A 5,322-nucleotide genomic window follows, 5' to 3' on the forward strand; every position below is an offset into this window, starting at 1 on the left:
GTCGAGCAGCCATTGGTCAGGCCGTCATGGCCTGAATTGCCGCCATAACCGCCGCCGGAGATCTGGTACATGACGTAGTCGCGGCCGCGTGCCGGGTCGTTGCCGCCGAGTGCGAAATTGCCGCTGGAACCGGCGGGTGCGGCGGTCACCTTGTCCGGCAGCGCCTGCACCATCGCCGCGAACACCGCCTCGGCGATGCGCTGCGACACCTCGGCGGCGCAGCCCGAGACGGGCCGCGGATATTTGGCGTCGAGGAACGTGCCTTCCGGCCGCTTGACGATCAGGGGTTCAAACGCGCCGGCGCTGATCGGTACATCCGGGAAAATGTGGCGCATGGCGAGATAGACCGAGGATAGGGTCGTCGCCAGCACGCTGTTCATCGGCCCGGCGCAGGGCTTTGACGAGCCGGTGAAATCGAAGGTCAGCGTGTCGCCCTGTTTTTCGACGCCGAGCGCGATGATCAGCGGCTCGTCGACCACCCCATCGGAATCGACAAACGCCTTGGAATGGTAGGTGCCGTCGGGAATGGCTGAGATGTTGGCGCGCATCTGTTCGGCCGCGCGGCGGCGCAGTTCGGCGATCGCCTCTACAACCGTTTCATCCCCGTAACGATCCAGGATTCCATTCAGCCGATCCTGGCCGATCAGCAGTGCGGCGGCCTGGGCCCTGATATCGCCGATGCGCTGGTCGGCGACGCGGATGTTGGAGCAGATGATGGCGTAGATTTCCGGGTCGAGCACGCCCTTCTTGAACAGTTTTACGGGCGGCAGTCGCAGGCCTTCCTGCTCCACGGCAGTCGCCGAGGCTGAAAATCCGCCCGGCACCGAGCCGCCAATGTCGGGCCAATGGCCGGTGTTGGATAGCCAGCAGAAAATCTTGCCGTCCCGGTAGACCGGCATGGCGAAGCGCACATCCATCAGATGGGTGCCGCCGAGATAGGGGTCGTTGACGACGTAGATGTCGCCTGGTTCCGGCGGCAGGCAACGGCCGTCGGCGATCATCTCGATCACCGTCCTGGTCGAATACTGCATGACACCGACGAACACCGGCAGGCCCTGGCTGCCTTGCGCGATCAGCGAACCGTCGACAGCCGAATAGATTCCGTCGGAACGGTCATTGGCCTCGGCGATGACCGGCGAGAAAGCGGCGCGAGAGAACGTAAGGTCCATCTCGTCGCAGACCTGCTGCAGGGCCGCCTGGAGGACCGAAAGGGTGATGGCGTCGAGCTTTGCCATATCAGGCCTCGCCAATGTCGATGATGATGTTGCCGTCAGCGTCGCTGCGTGCGCGGTCGCCGGGTTCGAGCACGGTGGTGGCATCCATCTGTTCGAGGATCGCCGGGCCTTCGATGATAGCATCGAGCGGCAGCTTTTCACGCGCATATACGGGCGTGTCGTGCCAACGGCCGGCATACCAGACCGGCCGGATTTCGCGCCGCGCCTCGTCCAGCGTTGCTGCGCGCCCCGCCGGATCGATCAGGCGCGACAGATCGATCGCCAGACGCACGCCGGTGACCGATGTATTGAGATTGACGAGATTGGCTCGGATTTCCGGCAGCTCGACCTTGAAGCGGGCGAAATAGGCCTTTTCGAAAAGCTGCTGCAGCGTTGCCCGGGTCACCGAGGAGGACGGCAGCGCCACGTTGATGATGTGGGTCTGGCCGACGAACTGCATGTCGGCGGAGTGGGTGACGCGGATCGTCTCCGGCTTTACCGCTTCCTTGCCGATCAGCTCCTTGCCTTCGTTTCGGTGCCGTTCCAATACTGCGTAAAGATACGTTTCGTCGAGTACCGACACCGGCTGGTTGATGGTGTTGACGAAGTCGTGGCGCAGGTCGGCAACGACGCAGCCGAGCGCGTTGGTGATGCCTGGACGCGCCGGCACCAACACCTTGGGCAGGCCGAGTTCGCGCGCCAGGGCAGTCGCATGCAGCGGCCCGGCGCCGCCGAAGGCGAACAGCGCGAAATCGCGGGGGTCATGACCGCGTGACACCGAGACCATGCGGATGGCGCCGGCCATCTTCATGTTGCCGAGCCGCAGCACCGCGCCCGCCGCCTCGACGCCGGAAAGGCCGGTCGGCTTGCCGATTTTCTCCTCGAAGATGCCGGTGACGCGCTCTGATGTGACCGGGTTTTCGACTGCCAGCAGCTTCTTCGGCGCCAGCCGGCCGAGCACCAGATTGGCGTCGGTGATGGTCGGCTCGAGGCCGCCGCGCCCGTAGCAGATCGGGCCGGGATTGGCGCCCGCACTTTCCGGGCCGATCTGGATCAGGCCGGCCGCGTCGACGCGGGCGATCGAGCCGCCGCCGGCGCCGACCGTGTGCACCGCCACCATTGGCACATGGATCGGCATGGCATATTCGATCTCGATCTCGTTCGAGACGGCCGGCTCGGCATTGCGGATCAGCGCCACGTCGGTCGAAGTGCCGCCCATGTCGTAGGTGACGAGGTTTTCGAAGCCGGCACGTTTTCCGGTGTAGGCGGCGGCGATGACGCCCGAGGCCGGACCGGACATGACAGTCTTGGCCGATTCACGTGTGACGAAGCGGGCAGAGATCATGCCGCCATTGCCGTTCATGATCAGGAAGTCGCGGGCATAGCCTTTTGCAGCCAGTTCCTTGCGCAGCCGCTCGACATAGCGCTCGAGGATCGGCTGCACCGAGGCGTTGACCGAAGCGGTGACGCCGCGCTCGAACTCGCGCGCCTCCGACAGCAGCGCATGGCCTGCCGTGATGTAGCCGTTCGGCCAGAGCTCGGCGGCAATTTCGGTGGCGCGCCGCTCGTGCGCCGGATTGGCGTAGGAATGCAGGAAATGGATGACGAGGGATTCGCAACCGGCCGCGATCAGCGTCTGCACCGCCTCGCGCATTTCGGCCTCGTCGAGCGGTGTGCGTATCGCACCCGACGCCTCGACGCGCTCCGACACTTCGAGCCTGAGATTGCGCGGGATGATCGGCACGAAGCTGCCGGTCATGCCATAGGCCTGCGGCCGCGTGCGCCGGCCAAGCTCGATCACGTCGCGAAAACCGCGCGTGGTGATCATGCCGGTTTTCGCCAGCCGGCGTTCGAGCACCGCATTGGTGGTGGTGGTCGTGCCATGCACGATGAGGTCGATGCCGTCGATCGGAAATCCGGTGGCGCCGAGCGCCGAAACGACACCGAAGGCCTGGTTGTCGACCGTGGTCGGCGTCTTGGCCAGATACACCCTGCCGCCATCGCTTCCGTCGATCAGGAGCAGGTCGGTGAAGGTGCCGCCGACATCGATACCGGCAACGACATTTCCCTGGGGATCGCGCGCTTGCGCCGAAATATTCTCTTCCATCGTCGAAACCCGAAATGCGCGGACTACGGATATGCGTCAGTTTGGAAAGCTGTTTTAAGGGAGCATCTTGACGCAAATATCGTTTGTATACTAATAAATTCCGGACACAAGAGCTTGCCGCTTTGCAGTGTGCGAACAGCACGCCGGGACCTGAATGGTCCGGGCGCGCAGGTGAAGGTTTGGCGCCCGCGTCCGTGAGCTGGGCCAGAAGGTTGGATTTGATGAACACCACATCCGCTCTCAACACCGTCGGCGCCCGACCGCTGCAGTTCCCGATTCCGGCCAATGTCTATGCCGAAACCGTGGTCTCGGTGAAGCACTACACCGACCGGCTGTTCTCGTTCCGCATCACCCGTCCGCAGTCGCTGCGCTTCCGCTCCGGCGAGTTCGTCATGATCGGGCTGCCCAATGCGGAGAAGCCGGTGTACCGCGCCTATTCGGTGGCGAGCCCGGCCTGGGACGAAGAGCTGGAATTCTTCTCGATCAAGGTGCCGGACGGCCCGCTGACTTCGGAGCTGCAGAAGATCCAGGTCGGCGACACCGTCATCATGCGCCAGAAGTCGACCGGCACGCTGGTGGTCGACGCACTGACGCCGGCCAAGCGGCTGTTCATGATCTCGACCGGCACCGGCATCGCGCCCTTCGCCAGCCTGCTGCGCGACCCCGACACCTATGAAAAATTCGATCAGCTGATCCTGACCCATACCTGCCGCGACAATGCGGAACTCACCTACGGCCAGGAGCTGGTCGCAGCACTTGAAAGCGACCCGCTGATCGGTGAACTGACCACTGGGCGCGTCACGCTCTACAATTCGACGACCCGCGAGGAATCGGCACGCATGGGCCGCATCACCGCGCTGATCGGCTCCGGCAAGTTCTACAGCGATCTCGGCATCGACAAGCTCAACCCGGCAACCGACCGGATCATGATCTGCGGCTCGATGCATATGCTGAAGGACGTCAAGGAACTGGCCGAAAGCCTCGGCTTCGAGGAAGGCTCGCTGAGCCATCCGGCGACTTTTGTCGTCGAGCGCGCCTTCGTCGGCTGAGCCGCACCAACATCTCGAAGTCTACGTTTTTGACCGCACGGTCAAAAATTGCTGCTTTCGCCGCCTTTTTCGGTTATGACCGCCCGCAGGACTCGTGAAGTACGGCTTCACGGGCTATCTTCGGCACACGTCGCTGAATGAAAGGGCAGGAGATGAGCAGCACAATCCGCGAAGCCGATGTCGACTCGTCCAAGGTGACGCCGCTGCCGGCGCGTGCCGCCGCCAATACAGCCGTCCCACCGGACCATCGCGTTGCGCGCAACCCCGGCATGAAGCTCGACCTTGGCTTCATGGAATCGGTGCGCAGCGTCAATCGCTCGGCGCTGGAACGGCGCGTCGCCAGCCTGACCAAGCGGCGCTCTATCAAGGCCGACAACCAGGCCGCCTGGCTGCTGCGCGCCGTCGCCTGCATGGATTTGACGACGCTGAATTCCAACGACACCGAGGAGCGCGTGCGCCGGCTCTGCGCCAAGGCGATCAACCCGTTCCGCCGCGACATTGTCGAGGGCCTCGGCATATCAGGTGAAACCATCCGCCCGGCCGCCGTCTGCGTCTACCACCCCTTCGTTGCCACCGCCGTCGATGCGGTGCGCGGCACTGGCATCCATGTCGCCGCCGTCTCCACCGCCTTTCCGCATGGCCTGGCGCCGCTGTCGACCCGTTTGCAGGAGATCGAGGCCTCGGTCCGTGACGGCGCCGACGAGATCGACGTCGTCATCCCGCGCGGCCTGGTGTTCGGCGCCAAGTGGCGGGAGCTTTACAATGAGATCGTCTCGATGCGCGCCGCCTGCGGTGATGCGCATCTGAAGGTCATCCTCGGCACCGGCGACCTCGCCACGCTGCGCAATGTCATGCTGGCCTCGATGGTGGCGATGATGGCGGGCGCCGATTTCATCAAGACCTCGACCGGCAAGGAAAGCGTCAACGCGACGCTGCCCGTCGGCCTCGCCAT

At 64.1% G+C, this 5,322-nt stretch carries 4 protein-coding genes; 2 read left to right on the forward strand and 2 right to left on the reverse strand.

The window, feature by feature from the left end; genetic code table 11:
* Together EN914_RS23085 and EN914_RS23090 are read right to left on the reverse strand one after the other, a co-directional pair.
* Window positions 1-1,235, reverse strand: a 1,235-nt coding sequence (locus EN914_RS23085; RefSeq protein WP_127389279.1) for a hydantoinase B/oxoprolinase family protein, incomplete at its 3' end; no start/stop codon positions are given.
* 1 nt (window position 1,236) lies between these two features.
* Window positions 1,237-3,321 (reverse strand): hydantoinase/oxoprolinase family protein, encoded by a 2,085-nt coding sequence (locus tag EN914_RS23090; RefSeq protein WP_024502139.1) that lies wholly within the window; start codon window positions 3,319-3,321, stop codon window positions 1,237-1,239.
* Window positions 3,322-3,542: 221 nt separating this feature from the next.
* Between EN914_RS23090 and EN914_RS23095 the strand changes: the two genes are divergently transcribed.
* Entirely contained in the window at window positions 3,543-4,370 is an 828-nt protein-coding gene (locus tag EN914_RS23095) for a ferredoxin--NADP reductase (protein WP_013528564.1), read from the forward strand.
* Between the two features lie 152 nt (window positions 4,371-4,522).
* Window positions 4,523-5,322 (forward strand): deoxyribose-phosphate aldolase (gene deoC, locus EN914_RS23100; RefSeq protein ID WP_127389280.1); only part of this gene is annotated, 800 nt, incomplete at its 3' end.

The organism is Mesorhizobium sp. M7A.F.Ca.CA.001.08.2.1 (assembly GCF_003998455.1).
Classification (GTDB): Bacteria; Pseudomonadota; Alphaproteobacteria; order Rhizobiales; family Rhizobiaceae; genus Mesorhizobium; species Mesorhizobium ciceri.